The 13,986-nt window shown below is 70.8% G+C and carries 11 protein-coding genes; 6 read left to right on the top strand and 5 right to left on the bottom strand.

The features are described 5' to 3' along the window. Positions 1-119 precede the first annotated feature (119 nt). A complete protein-coding gene (locus AMYBE_RS0133280) occupies positions 120-1,280 on the bottom strand; it encodes an esterase-like activity of phytase family protein (RefSeq protein WP_020663717.1) in 1,161 nt (386 codons plus the stop codon). A gap of 65 nt (positions 1,281-1,345) precedes the next feature. On the opposite strand from AMYBE_RS0133280, the gene AMYBE_RS0133275 reads away from it, so the two are divergent. Then, the gene (locus tag AMYBE_RS0133275) at positions 1,346-1,768 is read left to right on the top strand and encodes an SdpI family protein (RefSeq protein ID WP_020663716.1); all 423 of its coding nucleotides are present in this window, start codon (positions 1,346-1,348) and stop codon (positions 1,766-1,768) included. Positions 1,769-1,770: 2 nt separating this feature from the next. Here AMYBE_RS0133275 and AMYBE_RS0133270 read toward each other — a convergent pair whose 3' ends face one another. Then, entirely contained in the window at positions 1,771-2,352 is a 582-nt protein-coding gene (locus tag AMYBE_RS0133270; RefSeq protein ID WP_020663715.1) for a YqgE/AlgH family protein, read from the bottom strand. A gap of 508 nt (positions 2,353-2,860) precedes the next feature. Here AMYBE_RS0133270 and AMYBE_RS0133265 point away from each other — a divergent pair. The 5 genes from AMYBE_RS0133265 (at position 2,861) to AMYBE_RS0133245 (ending at position 10,236) form a co-directional block, all read left to right on the top strand. Continuing rightward, entirely contained in the window at positions 2,861-4,186 is a 1,326-nt protein-coding gene (locus tag AMYBE_RS0133265) for an MFS transporter (protein WP_020663714.1), read from the top strand. Between the two features lie 80 nt (positions 4,187-4,266). Next, the gene (locus tag AMYBE_RS42860) at positions 4,267-4,551 is read left to right on the top strand and encodes a hypothetical protein (RefSeq protein ID WP_020663713.1); all 285 of its coding nucleotides are present in this window, start codon (positions 4,267-4,269) and stop codon (positions 4,549-4,551) included. A gap of 20 nt (positions 4,552-4,571) precedes the next feature. Further along, on the top strand, positions 4,572-5,960 hold the full coding sequence (locus AMYBE_RS0133255) for a TNT domain-containing protein (RefSeq protein WP_034289599.1): 1,389 nt from the start codon (positions 4,572-4,574) through the stop codon (positions 5,958-5,960). Continuing rightward, entirely contained in the window at positions 5,961-8,189 is a 2,229-nt protein-coding gene (locus AMYBE_RS0133250) for an ADP-ribosylglycohydrolase family protein (protein ID WP_020663711.1), read from the top strand. Positions 8,190-8,313: 124 nt separating this feature from the next. After that, positions 8,314-10,236: a TNT domain-containing protein gene (locus AMYBE_RS0133245; RefSeq protein WP_020663710.1), complete on the top strand. Its 1,923-nt coding sequence runs from the start codon at positions 8,314-8,316 to the stop codon at positions 10,234-10,236. Here the strand turns inward: AMYBE_RS0133245 and AMYBE_RS0133240 are convergent. The 3 genes from AMYBE_RS0133240 to AMYBE_RS0133230 all read right to left on the bottom strand — a co-directional run bounded on the left by AMYBE_RS0133240 (position 10,233) and on the right by AMYBE_RS0133230 (position 13,923). Then, complete coding sequence (locus AMYBE_RS0133240) at positions 10,233-11,057, bottom strand: small ribosomal subunit Rsm22 family protein (RefSeq protein WP_020663709.1); 825 nt, start codon at positions 11,055-11,057, stop codon at positions 10,233-10,235. The genes AMYBE_RS0133245 and AMYBE_RS0133240 overlap by 4 nt on opposite strands. Further along, a complete protein-coding gene (locus tag AMYBE_RS0133235; protein ID WP_020663708.1) occupies positions 11,042-12,367 on the bottom strand; it encodes a sensor histidine kinase in 1,326 nt (441 codons plus the stop codon). The genes AMYBE_RS0133240 and AMYBE_RS0133235 overlap by 16 nt, the downstream gene beginning before the upstream one ends. A 110-nt stretch (positions 12,368-12,477) precedes the next feature. Further along, positions 12,478-13,923, bottom strand: a complete 1,446-nt coding sequence (locus AMYBE_RS0133230; RefSeq protein ID WP_020663707.1) for a CCA tRNA nucleotidyltransferase — start codon at positions 13,921-13,923, stop codon at positions 12,478-12,480. Positions 13,924-13,986: the final 63 nt, after the last annotated feature.

Below are 13,986 nucleotides of genomic sequence, written 5' to 3'. Positions count from 1 at the left end.
GACCCCCCAAGCCCGAAGGCATGAGGGGTCGCCGCGCCGAGCCGGTCCTTGCGACCAGGTCAGCGCGGCAGGCCAAGGAGCAGCCGAGCCATGTTCATACGTTCATCGTAACGCGCTGGTCAAAGCCGTTCCGACGGGACCGCCAAAGCGACCAGCTGGGTCACCTGGGAGGCGGAGAAGTTGTTGTCGCTCACGAGCACGAGACTGCGCTCGCCGGACGGCAGCGCCGGACCCCAGGTCATCCCCTCAATATTGTCCACAGTGGACACCGGGAGATCGGAAACGTCCACCAGCAGCCGTTTTTTCACCGGCTTGACGTGCTTCGCGTCAGCCAGCGACGGGGTGTGCGCCACGTTCGTCGCACCGGTGGTGTCGATCTCGAAGATCCGCACCTTGTTGCCCACGCCGGTGACGAAGGACCGCTCCATCATCAGGAACTTGGCCGGATTCGCCTGGTCCACCGCGAGCATCGAGGAAACGCCGGTGTCCGCGAACCCGCCGGCTGGAACCGGGGAGGCGAACAGCTTCTCCTGCGGGTACGCGTACTGCGCCAGGACCGGGCCGGACCGCGCTTGGAGGGTGATTCGCGACAATGCGCCCGAAGTCGGCGTGGGCGGCGGGCCGTCCTGCAGCAGCGGCGCTTCGACCTCGCTGGCCAGCAAGGTTCCGTAACCGGTGTAAGCGAGCCCTTCGAGCACGTAATTGCGCCGCGGTCCCGCGTCCGGCGTCATCTTCTCGTCGGCGGGCAGCGGCAGGTCCCGGACGTAGCCGCCGTCGCGTTCCGCCTCCCGGATCGACGGCTGGATCAGGTGCCCGTCGGCGAGCCGGTCGCCTTCCTGCGACCAGACGTAATGCCCGGTCCACGGGTCGACGCGGAGTTCTTCGGGATCGATCGTCTGCTCGTTCTGCGGTGCGGACGGATCGTTCTTCGCCAGCGGCGGGTACGGCGTGCCGGACGGACGCAGCAGCGGATGCGTGCCGGTGAAAGAGACCGGCCCCACTCCGCCGGCGGCGACCGGGAACTTCGCGGTGTAGAAGCGCGCCGGGTTGATCGCGGAACGGTCGTCGCTGATGAAGACGTACTCGCCGGTGCGCTGGTCGAAGTCGACCGACGACAACCCGCCGACGGTCGCGCCCTGGAACTGCAGGTTGTGCGGAACGATCCGCTCGCCGAGCAACCGGACCGGTCGCTCGGCGGCATGCGCGGCCCCGGGGACCAGCAAGGACAAGGAAACGATCCCGGCGGCGGCGAGCAGCCGGTGCCGAAGGGAAGAAGACATGGCCGATAGCACAGCGGACGAGGGTATCCGGGGCCTGGCCGGGAGGTCACGCTTATCCTCAAGGGGTGTTCGCTATCGCGCTCGTCCCGATCGTCCTTGGTGTCGTCGTCGGCCGGGGTGGATTCCTCGGCGTCCGAGGACGGTTGACCCGGGCAGGCGGGGCCGGAGTCCGGACCGAAGCCTCGCTGCGCAGCGAAGAGGCGTTCCAGCTCGCCAACCGCGTGGCCGGCATCCCGACGCTGGCCGGCGGGGCCGCCGCGATCATCGCCGGTGCCGCCGGGCTCGCGATGCCGACGACCGCCGGCCTGGTGGCCGCCGCGATCGTCGGACTGGTCGCGCTGGTGGCGATGGTGTTCGCCGGTGCCCGGATGGGCACCCGCGCCGCGCTGACGGTGCCCGCCCCCGCCCGGGTGCCAGCCGGCTGCAGCGGCTGCGCGTGCGGCTCGGGCGGCTGCGGCGTGCTGCAGAAGTCCAGCGACGCGAGCTGACCTCAGTTCCGCTGAAGATCACCCGGATGGGTCGCTAGCAGCGCGAGCGGCACGCCTTGCCGCCGCAACACCTGCCCCCACAGGTCCCGGCTCGGCGGAGCGAGAATGTCACTGGGCAACGCGGGGACGATCACCCAGTCCTCGCGTTCGATCTCGCCCGCCAGCTGCCCGGAATCCCAGCCGGCGTAACCGGCGAACACGCGCACGCCCCGTACCTTCGGGACCAGCGCCTCGGGATCGCTGTCCAGATCGACCAACGCCACCGGCCCCCGCACCGCGACCACGCCCGGCACGCTCGCCGCGGTCTCACCGGTCCGCAACGCGGCGAGACACAACGCGGTCTTCTTGTCGACCGGCCCGCCGACGAAGACGGACTGCGGCTCCGCGACATGCGCGCCCCAGCCAGGCAGCACGTCGTTGACGGGCACATCGCTGGGCCGGTTCAAGACGACGCCGAGCGTCCCCTCCGCCCGGTGATCGATCACGAACACCACGGTCCGCTTGAAGTTCGGGTCGAACATCGTGGGTGCGGCGACCAGGAGCGTTCCCGGTTCAACCTCGGCGTCCGCTGGCACGCCACCCATGATTCCATCACCCGCGACCGGAAATCCTCCCGGCACGGGAACACCAGCACCACCCGCCCCGTTGAGAACAGTGGGCCGGCGCATCCGTGTCCCCCGGGCTCACTGAAGAACCGCCTTTGTGGAATACCGGTACGGCCGGAGCCACACTGCGCCAAGCGCCGAGAGGCGACCTTTTGCGCCGGCCCGCCCCGGGGGTGGGTGTTGTGTGTTCGGTGCCTGGCGGCACCTTCCCCTACGCCCTGGGGCGGCGTGTCGACCCCGCGGTGCTTGATGTTGCGGTTTCGGGGTGGGCGGGGGCGGAGCCCCCTTTGGCTGGGTCTGGGTCGGGCTGAGTTTCGCTGGTTCCGTTCGGGTGCCGACCGGATGAGGCTGATCAGACAAGACCGATCGGTGGCGGGGCTGTTCTGCTCACGTCTGGTGCCCAGCCTCTCCGAGAGCGTCGACTCATAGGGGTTTCCGGTTTGTTTGCCGGGTTTGTCCGCCTTGGTTCGTCGGTAGAGTTGAGGGCGTGCAGGTGGTGGCGGAGCGGGGCGAGGCAGTCCGGCTGGTTCGGCAGTTGGCTCGGGATCCCTCGTTCCGGCGGCTGCTGCTCACGCGGTTCGCCGCGCAGTGGGGAGACGGCGTTTACCGCGCCGGGCTCGCCGGAGCGGTGTTGTTCAATCCGGAGCGGGCTACCGATCCGTTGGCGATCGCGGGCGGGTTCGCGGCTTTGCTGCTGCCGTATTCACTGGTCGGACCGTTCGCTGGAGCGTTGCTTGACCGGTGGGACCGCCGCCGCGTGCTGATGCTCGCCAATCTCGCGCGAGTGGTGGCGATCGTGGCGTCGGTCGTCGCGGTCGCGGCCGGCGTGGGCGGACTGGAACTGTTTTCGCTCGCACTGGTCGCGGAAGGAATCAGCCGGTTCATCGGGTCCGGGTTGTCCGCCGCGCTGCCGCACGTGGTGCCGGGCGAAGCAGTCGTCTCAGGGAACGCGGTGGCGGCCACGTTGGGACCCGCGATCGCGGTCGTCGGCGGCGGGTGCGCGATCGGGTTGCGGGCGGTGTTCGGGTCCGGCGACGTGGGATCCGCGGAGACCACCGCGTTCGCGATAGCGGGGGCGGTGTTGTCAGCGTTCTTCGCGCAGCGGTTCGCGAAGGGAGTGCTCGGGCCGACTGTTGTCGACGAGCCGGCCAACCCGCTGGTCGCGGTGGCGCGCGGGCTGGCGGACGGCGCCAAACACGCGTGGCGAGCGCCCAGCGTCTCGGCCGGGTTCGTCGCGTTGTTCGCGCATCGGGCGGCGTATGGCATTTCGTTGCTGGTCAGCGTATTGCTGATGCGCAACTACTTCGCCGACGACGGCGTGTTCCGCGCCGGGTTGCCCGGACTGGGGCAGTTGGTCGGGGCCGCCGGAGCCGGGATTCTCGTGGCGGGGTTCTTCGCCGCCCGGCTGATCCGGCGATTCGGCCGCGATCGCACGGTGCTGGCCGCGTTAGGCCTTTCCGCGGTCGCGCAAGGCGCGCTCGGAGTGCCGATGCTGCTGCCGCTCGCGCTCGTCGCGTCCTTTCTGATCATGGGAACCGGGCAGGTCCTGAAACTGTGCGTCGACTCCTCCGTCCAGCTCGACGTCGCGGACGAGGCGCGCGGCCGGGTGTTCGCCCTGTACGACACCCTGTTCAACATCACCCAGGTCGCGGCGGTCTCGGTCGCGGCGATCTTCGTGCCGGAAAACGGGCATTCGCCAGCAGTGCTCGCCGCGGCCACCGGGCTGTATCTGGTGGGCGGTGCCGGGTATCTGCTGGCGTGGCGACGGCGCGGCGATTCGCTGCCGCAAACCGTTGCCGGTAAACGTGGGTAGTAACTCACCGTCTGGCATTAGGGTGACGCGTGACCCGGTCGAGTTAACCTCGGCTCACGCAACCGACACGGGGGGCCACCGTGAGCACCATCGGCGACGACCGTGCCTGTCCTGTCCTGACCTCGCCGGACGGGCTCGTCCGGGCCACCGGCGGACCGGCCGGGACACTCGACCGTCTCGAAATCGCCCCGGACGCCTTCGAGCGGACCACGCCCGGACAACTCGCCCTGACCGTCCAGGACCTGGTGCGACGGCTCGCCGAAGAGCCCGCCCCGACGCTGCAGCAGATGCCCGCCCCGCGACCGACCCCGCGTCGGGTCCGGCCGCGCGGGACCGTTCCGCTGAACCGTCGTCGCGGGTCCTGATGTCGTCCACTGCGGACGCGATGATTCACGTGGAACCAAGCGCCGAGCCCGGCCAGCACGCCGCACTCGTCGGGATCGGCAGGCTGATCCGGGACGGCCGGGCCGATCCGGACGCGCCGGCCGGCGTCGGATTCGCCCAGCTCGGCGACCATTTCGAGGTCCAGGCGCGGAACACGTCGGCTGGACCGGAAATCGTCCAGCGGCTCACCTCGCTGCGCGCCGAGATGTATCTGCAGGGCCGCGGCACCTGGCTGCAGGCCCGCTACGTGCTGTCCCCGGACGGCTCCTTCGAATTCGACTACTTCACCGACGGCGAACCCCCGTGGACGACGCCGCCCGGCGAATCCGCCTACCGCACCGAGCTCGACACTTTCCCGCGCGACGACGAGCACCTGCCGGACTGGTGGCGCGTGCACGTCGGGCTCCCGCTCGGCGTCGTGTTCCAGCGTGCCTGGCCGGCCGCCGACGGCGAGGCCCGCGAACCGATCCCGGACGACGAACTGCCGCTCGTGCTGCAATACCTCGAACGCGAGGTCGAGGTCGGCGGCCGGCACCGCACCGACGGCAGCTGGATCTGGCCGGTCGAGGTGACCGAACAGCTCCGCAGGCACGCCATCGCACCCGAACCCGAACTGGTCGCGCACATCCGCGCCTTGGGCTTCCACCCGCCGTATGTCGAGCCCCTGGTGCGCCGCACCGCGGAGGCCGACCTCGCCGGGCAACCCCGCCCGCTGCCCGGTCCGGACGACCTCTGCCGGACTGCGGCCGACCTGGCCGCCGAACGGGAAACGAACCCCGACCCGGTCCTGTCCGACCCCGCTCTGCTGACGCACCTCGGCCAGCGGCTCGACTCGTTCGGCGTCTGGCCGGACACCTACTGCCTCGGTGGCCGCGAAGCCGGGAAATGGAGCATCTACCAGTCCAAAGCCGGCTGGACGGTGGCCGCCCCGGACGGCCGCGAGCACCCGTTCCAGCACCTCGAAGCCGCCGCGCAGCACCTGCTCGGCGCATTGCTGCTGCACCCGGCCCGGGCGACCGGCGGCCGGGAGACCGCGCTCGAAACCGCCCGCGAGGTCGCCGACTGGCCGATCCAGCCGGTCCCGGGTGACCCTCCCCTCACGCTGCTGCGTAACAAGAGACTGACCAGGCTGGCGGAAGGTACCGTCGTCCTGCGGTTCGGCGAGGAGCCAGGCAACCTGGTCCACCACCCGGCGGTACGGTTCCCGACGACGTCGCTTCCCCTTGAGCGCGAGCGCGTGACCAGCACTTTTCGCCTCCGAAGAGCACTGCACGCGATCGCCGGGGTGACCGTGCCCTGGGCGAGCCTGCCGGGTGGCGCGGTGGCGTACGTGCTGCCCAAGCCGATCGCGGACCACGAGTCCGACGGAAGCCTGGAGAGGATCGAGTAGGTGGAAGCGGCGGAAGCGGTAGACAAGGTCGGGAAATGGCTGCGCGCCGTGCACGGCCCCGAGGTCTCCGGTCCCGGCGGCCTCCGGGTCGACCGCGAACGCGTGCTGCGCGTCCCCGAGGGCTGGTCGATCCCCTACAACACGGTCGCGTTCCTCGACGACGGCCGCCCGGACAAGGAACTGTTCCCGGCCCCGTCGGTGGTGGTGCGCGAACCGGACGGCGAACTGCGCCAAGCCCACCCGCAACCGGGCGGGCTCAGCACCCCGGTGGCCTACCCGGGACAGGAGAGCTGGCGCGAGGTCGTCGACCCGGAGTACGCGAAGGCCGGGCTCGGGGAACTGGGCGTGCCGCTGCCCGCCGTCGCGGGCTGGGTGAAGGTGGACGACCAGGGCCACCAGACCGGCGACGAACGGGAGAACCCCGAGTACAAGGCCGGTCCGATCCGCCGCGGCTACCCGAAGCCGGAAAACCCGTTGGAGACCCTGCTGGCGTTCGCGAGCGTCGGCTGGCTGACTCGCGAACAGCTGCTGATCGGGTTGCTGCGCTGCGAGGTCTTCGTGCCCTTCGACCTCAAGACCGGCGCGACCGACCGGTTCTACTTCTCCGAAGAGCGCAACGAGCTGCGCGTCTTCAGCTCCACCCGGCACCTGCCGCCCCGCGAGCACGCCTGGTGGCGCGTCGATTTGGCGACCCTCGCCGAGTTCGAGCATCCGCCGAACCTGGTGATCAACGGCGGGCCGGCGACCTTCGAAGACGTCGCGGGGGCCGAGCTGACCGCGATCGCGAAACGGTTCCCCCGGCACGAGCCGCGGATCGACGAGAACGGCCGCTGCCCGGAAATCGAAGAGGCGCTGGAGAAGCTCGCCGTCGACACCGCCGCGCGGATCGGCCTGGACAAGCCGGTCGACCCGCCGAAGGCCGCCGCCGAGCGCGCCCGGCGGCACGGCTTCGAGTTGACCGCCGACGAATGCCGCCGGACCGTGCTCGGCCGATCCTGGCTGCGCCGGCTGGAGCAGCCGGAGCCGAGCCGAGCGCGGCCGAACGACTTGCGTGTCAACGGTCTCGTCCCGTCCTGGGACAACCACGGCCGGATCGTTCCCCGGTTGGACACCTTCGGGAAGTACCCCGAGATGAACCTGGAGAACTTCCGCTACGGCTGGCAGCGCGTCGTCGGCGCGTGGGTCGGCTTCGCGCTGGGCGAGGCGCTCGGCTCCGCGGTCGACCGGATGCGGCTGGACGAGATCGTCTCGACCTATGGCCCGGACGGCGTCCGCGAACTGCCGCTCGCCTTCGACCAGCCGGGCCGGATCGGTTCGCTGACCCAGCGGCTGCTTTTCCTCACCGAAGCCGTCATCCGCAGCCCGCACCGCGAGCAGCCGGAATCGCGCGACGTCGAGAAGCAGTTCCCCAGCGTGGTGCGCGGCGCGCTCGGCCGCTGGCTCCACACGCAGGGCGCGGCGATCGAGAATGCCGACGGCTTCCTGGTGAAGGTGCCAGAACTGCACGCCCGGCGCGCCATCGACGACGCCGAGCTCAACGCGTACCACGCGCTGGTCACCGGGGATCCACAGGCCGCGCCGCTGTCCGGCCCGGCCGCGCTGATCGGCGCGCTGCCCGCGGTGCTCACTTCGGCCGGTCCGGGCACCGGGTTCAGCGGCGGGATCAGCCAGGTCGTGCGCGATCTGGCTGGGGTCACGCACCGGCCGGACGACGTGGCCGCGGCGACCTATCTGGCTTGGGTGTTCGAGAAGGCGCTCACCAAGGACTCGTTCAGCTACCCGGTGTGGAACCTGTCTCGCGAGGTGCTCGCCGAGCACGACGGTCCGGAGTGGGGCCCGGTCCGCGACCTGGTCGCCGAGGCGGTGCCGTTCTTCGGCGAGCACGGCCTGCCGGACCTGCGGATGCCGGAGCTGGTCGGCGACGGGCACAGCACGCTTTCGGCGCTCGGCCGTTCGTTCGCGGCGCTGTCCGGGTTCGAGAACTACCCGGAACAGGCGATGTTGCGCGCGGTCAACCACTCTGGCCGCAGCGCACTCACCGGCGCGCTGACCGGTGCCTTGCTCGGTGCCCGGGTGGGCGTGCCCGGCCTGCCGCGCAAGTGGGTCGAGCAGCTGGAACTGCACCATTTGATCGAACAGGTGGCGACCGACGCGCTCTGGCACTTCGACCGGCATTCGGCGCGCAACGCGCTCGGTGACGCCTGGGTGCAGCGCTACCCACGACACTGATCGGTCACTCAAGCGGGTATTTATGGGCGCAGCAGCCGCCGTCGCGGGCAACCGATGGTTTCGCCGTGCGACGGTCGGCTAAGTTCGTTGCGGCTACACGGGGGATTTCGGGGAGGAACCAGACGTGCGTTACCGGGTTGAATCGGGAGAACGCCCAGACGGCCTGTACGCGACACTCGACGACCGCACCTTCGCGGCGCAGCGCTCCACCACCGACGGCACGCTGCTGCTGACCGTCGTCGGCGACGAGGAAGCGCCCGCCGATTTCGACCGCGAACACGAGGGCAAACCCGCCCGCGTCGTCCTCGCCAACGAGGTGCCCGCGACGTTCGATCTGCGCACTTACGTCGAATACGAGAACGAACTGTTCGAGGTCGCGCCGAGCGACCAGCCGAACCTGACACTGCGCTGGACCCGGCACGATCCGGTGCGCGCCGCGCAGCTCGGGCTGACCGATTTCTCGGTGACTGTCCCGGGCAAGCAGCTCACCGGCCTGTGGCTGACCCGGCACGACTACGGCAAGCCGCAAGCCGAAACCGAGGGCGGCGACGAGGCCAAGCTGCTGCGCGGGATCGGCCGCCAGCTGCGCCAGGTGTCCGGCGACTGGTCCCGGGTGGCCGCGCAGTTCCGCCAGGTCGGCGACTACGCCGAGCTGGAGGTCCGCGCGGTCGGTGACGAGAACGGCCCGGTTTCGGTGGCTCTGCCCGGCACGCCGCACCTGACCTCGCTGTTCGCCCGCCTGCGCGCCGCGATGTACCAGCCGGACACCGGTACCTGGTTCCAAGGCACCTTCACGCTGACCTCGGAAGCCCAGTTCGATTTCGACTTCGACGCCAACCAGGAACCGGACTGGCGGCTGCCGCCCAACGACGGCGGCGAGCCGGCCACCGAGTCCTACCAGGTCGACCTGACCCGGTTCCCGCGTCCGGCGGAGGGGCTGCCGGACTGGCTCGCCGCGCGGGCCGGGGTGCCGCTGACAGTCGAGTTCCGCCAGGCCCGCCCCGCCGACTCGCACAACGAGGGCGAGCGTCCGGTGGTGAACCGGCCGAAGGTGCCTCAGGACCAGGTCCGCGGGGTGCTCGACTACCTGTTCCGCGCACCAGTCGTCCTGCACCGGCCGACGCCGCAGCCGGACATCTTCGCCGCGCCCGGGGCACCGCCGGACGTGCCGCACGCCTTCCACACCGACGGCACCTGGATCTGGCCCGCCGCGGTACCGCACTACCTGCGCAAGTACGGGGTGCCGCCGGAGCCGGAGCTGGTCGAGCACATCCGCGCCGCCGGGTTCCGGCCGCCGGTGGTGCGCGAGCTGGTCCGGGCGAGCGCCGAAGCGGACCTCGTCGGCAAGCCGCGGCCTGGGCGCACCGAGTCCGATATCCCGGACACCAGCGCGCTGGCCCGTGCGATCCGCACCGGCGGCGAATCGGCCCGGGGGCTGCGCGGGGCCGAGACGCTGGCGTTGTTGCAGCAGCGGCTCACCGAGCACGGCGTGCCGTCGTCGGCGTACAAGATCGGTGCCGACGAGATGCCCGCCGAAGGCGTGTGGACGTTGCGCCGCGCGGAAAACGGCTGGGAGGTCTCGCGTCCGCCGTCGGCGGAACCGGTGGCGTTCGCCAACCTCGCCGAGGCGGCCCGGTTCCTTCTCGGCACGCTGCTGATGCTGCCGCCGGTACCGCTGGAGGAATCCGATCAGCCCGCGGACTGGCCGATTCTGCCGCTGCGCGGCGAACCGCCGTTGTCGTTCTACCGCGGCAAGCGGATCGTCGTGCTGCCGGCCGGCACCACCGTGGTCCGGTTCGGCCCGGAGATCGGGAACCTGGTGCACGAGAACACCGTGCGGTTCCTCGAAACTTCGCTGGCCCCGATCCGCGAACGCGACCGGCACTCCTATCGCGTGCAGCGCGCGATCCGGGTGCTCACCGGGATCACTGGGCCGTGGGGCCAGCAGCCTGGCGGGGCCACCGCGTACCTGCTGCCGCGGCCGATCGCGCAGCACCTGGAGCAGGGCACGCTGTCTCGGCTCGAGTCGGACGAGAAACCCGGTTAGGACGCGGTGATCAGCACGGCGGGCGACCACCAGTAGTCCGCCAGCCGGTCCACCGTCACCGAGGAGAACCCGGCGGCCTCGAGCTGCCGGGCCCACTCCGCGGCCGGGTGTTCCCAGTTCGTCCGCGCCTCGCCGGCCGCGACACCGAGCAGCACTGGCAGCAGAAACCCTTGCGCCACCAGGGAAGCCTGCGCGCCGTACTCGGCGACGCCGCGTTCGTAGCGCTGCGCGAGCGAGGCCAGGTCCGCGTGCTCCGGCACGTCGAATTCGGCCAGCACCACCCGATCCGTGCGCGACCGCAGCTCGCTCAGCACTTCCGCGCGGGCGGCCGGTTCGATCGACTGCATCGCGAACGTCGACTGCACCAGGTTCCACGTGGAACCATCGCTGCCCAGAAAGTCCTGCGCGGTCAGCGGAAACCGGCGCGCACCCGCGACCTCGACCGCGGAAAGCAGCGCGGCGGACGGCTCGACCAAGTCGATCCGCGAGGGCTGAAACGTCGCCGCGGCGAGCGCCGGTTCGATCGCCAGCCCGTCGCCGCATCCCACATCCAGCACCGCTTCGGGCCGCCACGAGTCGTACCGCGCAGCGAGTCCTTCGCTCAACCGCCGGTACAACTCAACGTTGCCGCCGCCGCGGATGAACGCCGTGAACGCGGCCGGCTGGTCGTACACCGGACCGCTCGTGCCGTCCGTCCAGTACGTCGCCAGCTCGGCCCCCAGCCGGGTGCCGGACTCCGCCGCCAGCGCCCGCGCCCGCCCGACGTCGCCGGCGCGGTAGGCCGCCAGCGCGCCGGCCACCCCGGTCAGAACGGCACCCACAACGTCACCCGGGTGCCGCTGCCCGGGCTCGACTCGACCAGGGAAGTGCCGCCGACCTCGGCCAGCCGCGCGGTGATCGACTCGCTGATCCCGAACCCGGCCGGGCGGTCCTGCGGGCTGAACCCGGTGCCGTGGTCACGGGTGATCACCGCGATCCCGCCGTTGCGTTCCTCCACACGTACCACCACCTTGTCCGTTTCCGCGTGCTTCATCGTGTTGCGCAGCGCTTCGCGGACCGCGTCGCGGATAGCGATCTGACGGACTTCGGACAGCGTGTCGTCGTCCAGCTCGGCGATCACCAGCTGGGCGCGCAGGCCGTCGCGGGCCATTTCCGCGGCTAGCGCGGCCAGCTTCTCGCCGAGCGGCCGCGAACCCTCTTCGGCCCGCTGCGCCGCCGCGGTCTCGATCGTCTGCCGCAGCTCCATCGCCTGCGCGCGAGCCAGCCGCTGTACCTCGACCAGGCGTTGATCCGGATCGCCCGGTCCGCCGAGCGCGATCGCCTCCAGCGTCTGCAGCACCGTGTCGTGCAGCATCCGGTGCTGCCGCGCCCGTTCGGCGAGCCGCCCGTTCCGGATGCCGTACGCCAGTGCCAGCCGGAGGCCGAGACCGAGCAGGATGAGCGCGCCGACCGCGGTGAACAGGACGCCGAACATCGTCGGATACAGCGAAGCGGCTTGCCCGAAATCGGCCTGGCCGTTGTTGAACAGGTCCGCCACCAGCCGCACCGGCAAGGCGAGCAGCGCCATGCCGAGCGCGGCGGGGATGCCGACCGCCAGCGTCAGCAGGGCGATGCTGCCGAGCAGGTGCTTGTCCGCGACGCCGAGCGCGTCGTGGAAGACCGCCGGTGCCGTGGCCGCGCCGAGGAACAGCTGGAACACGACAGTGGCGGCCAAATCGGCGAGCAGCAGCCGGGCGGCCATTTCGCTCCGGAACGGCGCCTTGCGCAGCATCCAGAAGACACCGAACAAACTCAGCGCCAGCGAGCAGGCGGCGACCAGCCCGACCGGCAGCAAACCGGCCGACCCGTGCTTGACGGCGTAGGCGGCGAATTGCCCGGGCACCGCGATCAACCGGTAGGCCAGCGGCACCAGCACCACGTACCGGGCCGACCGCAGGATCAGGCCGTCGGGCTGGCGCACGTCGACGGGACCGGCCATGTGCGAGATCCGCTGCAGCGCGCGCACCGGCGTAGGGTCGCCGATCTCGTCGGTCAGCCCGGTCGTCGCCGCGGCCAGCGCGGGCGTGCCGCGCCGCAGCAAAGTGACGAGAAAGCTGGCCCCGCGCCTGCCCTCGTCGTGCTCCCCGGTCATCGAGGCCCCCTGTTCAGCATGCAGAGAGGGAGTATCTCGGCTGCCGCGACGATGATCCAGAGGCCGATCGGGGATCGTGGCGAAGCCGCGACCCGGAGTTCACCGCCGGGTCAGCCGTTCGAGCCGAGCCCCTCGGAGCTCGCCCACTTCTTCAGCTCGGACACCGCCTCGTCGTGCTCCAGCGGACCCCGGTCCAGCCGCAGCTCCTTGAGGAACTTCCAGGCGCGCCCGACCTCCGGCCCCGGCTTCAGGCCGAGCAGCCGCATGATCTCGTTGCCGTCCAGGTCCGGCCGGACCCGGTCGAGGTCTTCCTGCTCCTTGATCCGCTCGATCCGGGCCTCGAGGTTGTCGTAGGTCGACTGCAGCGCGGCCGCCTTGCGCTTGTTGCGCGTGGTCGAGTCGGCGCGGACCAGCTTGTGCAGCCGGGTCAGCAGGTCGCCGGCGTCGGTGACGTAGCGGCGCACCGCGGAATCGGTCCACTCGCCGCCGCCGTAACCGTGGAACCGCAGGTGCAGGAACACCAGCTGGGCGACCTGCTCGACGATCTCCTTCGAGTACTTCAACGCCCGCAAACGTTTGCGTACCATCCGGGCGCCGACCACCTCGTGGTGGTGGAAGCTCACGCCGCCGCCGGGCTGGAACTCGCGAGTGGCCGGCTTGCCGATGTCGTGCAGCAGCGCGGCCAGCCGCAGCACCAGGTCCGGCCCGCTCGCCGGCTCGTGCCGCCGCTCCAGGTCGATCGCCTGGGCGAGCACGGTCAGCGAGTGCTCGTAGACGTCCTTGTGCTGATGGTGCTCGTCGATCGCCAGCCGCATCCCGGGCAGCTCGGGCAGCACCCGCTCGGCCAGCCCGGTGTCGACCAGCAGCTCCAGGCCGGGCCGCGGGTCGGGCGCGAGCAGCAGCTTCGACAGCTCGGTCTGGACCCGCTCGGCGGTGATCCGGTCGATCTCCGCCGCCATCGACGTCATCGCCTCGACCACCCGCGGCGCGGCGGTGAAGCCGAGCTGCGCGGAGAACCGGGCGGCCCGCATCATCCGCAGCGGGTCGTCGGCGAACGACTCCTGCGGCAGCGCCGGGGTGTCGAGCACCTTCAGCCGGAGCGCGTCCATCCCGTCGTACGGGTCGATGAACGTCTTCCCGACCAGGTCGATGGCCATCGCGTTGACGGTGAAGTCGCGGCGCAGCAGGTCGCCCTCGATGGTGTCGCCGAAGGTCACCTCGGGGTTGCGTCCGACGCGGTCGTAGCTGTCCGCACGGAACGTGGTGATCTCGAGGGTCGTGCCGTTCTTGGTGACGCCGACCGTGCCGAACGCGATGCCGACGTCCCAGACCGCGTCGCCCCACTCGCTGACGATCTTGAGCACGCGGTCGGGCCGCGCGTCGGTGGTGAAGTCGAGATCGCTGGACAGCCTGCCGAGCAACGCGTCGCGCACGCTGCCCCCGACCAGGTACAAACTGTGGCCCGCGCGCGCGAACCGTTGCGCCAGCTCATCAGCCAGCGGGGACACTCGCATCAGTTCCGTCACCGCGTTCTGCTTGGCGACCAGGTCGTTCACTCGGATCCCACCACGAAAATGACGCCCGCCCTGCGGACGCCGCCGGACACGGACACGGAGAGC

The sequence above is a fragment of the Amycolatopsis benzoatilytica AK 16/65 genome (genome assembly GCF_000383915.1).
GTDB lineage: Bacteria > Actinomycetota > Actinomycetes > Mycobacteriales > Pseudonocardiaceae > Amycolatopsis > Amycolatopsis benzoatilytica.
Note: the sequence above shows the minus strand (reverse complement) of the source record. Positions and strands in the feature narration are given on the sequence as shown.

Excerpts from the sequence above, each read along its gene's own strand:
- AMYBE_RS0133255 (WP_034289599.1), top strand. The coding sequence starts at position 4,572 with ATGATTCACGTGGAACCAAGCGCCGAGCCCGGCCAGCACGCCGCACTC.
- AMYBE_RS0133280 (WP_020663717.1), bottom strand. The coding sequence starts at position 1,280 with ATGTCTTCTTCCCTTCGGCACCGGCTGCTCGCCGCCGCCGGGATCGTT.
- AMYBE_RS0133235 (WP_020663708.1), bottom strand. The coding sequence starts at position 12,367 with ATGACCGGGGAGCACGACGAGGGCAGGCGCGGGGCCAGCTTTCTCGTC.
- AMYBE_RS0133270 (WP_020663715.1), bottom strand. The coding sequence starts at position 2,352 with ATGGGTGGCGTGCCAGCGGACGCCGAGGTTGAACCGGGAACGCTCCTG.